Source organism: Chryseobacterium sp. SIMBA_028 (assembly GCF_046535285.1).
Classification (GTDB): Bacteria; Bacteroidota; Bacteroidia; order Flavobacteriales; family Weeksellaceae; genus Chryseobacterium.
Window position 1 is genome coordinate 1 of record NZ_JAWRWZ010000703.1, and the last position, 245, is coordinate 245.

Here is a 245-nt window from a genome sequence, read left to right on the forward strand (position 1 = left end):
CCAGGCTGGTAGGTGATACGAGTGATACATAATTATTTTCTACCTGTTTGGCGATGCTGTCCTTCTGAAGTTTTCTCTCAATTTCCTGATAATCCTTTTCATCTAAAAATAAAGGGAGGTTCTGGTTGACGAAATCAAAGGTTTCTGAGATTTCTTGATCATTGATCTTGCCCTCTACTGAACCGATATACTGATGTAAAGGTTCTATTTTCTGTAGAAAAGTATCGGCAGTTTCAGACAGCTGG

Annotated in this window: 1 protein-coding gene; it reads right to left on the reverse strand. The window is 38.8% G+C overall.

What is annotated here, in order from left to right:
- Positions 1 to 245, reverse strand: a 245-nt coding sequence (locus SCA31_RS25070) for a hypothetical protein (protein WP_410699652.1), incomplete at both ends; no start/stop codon positions are given.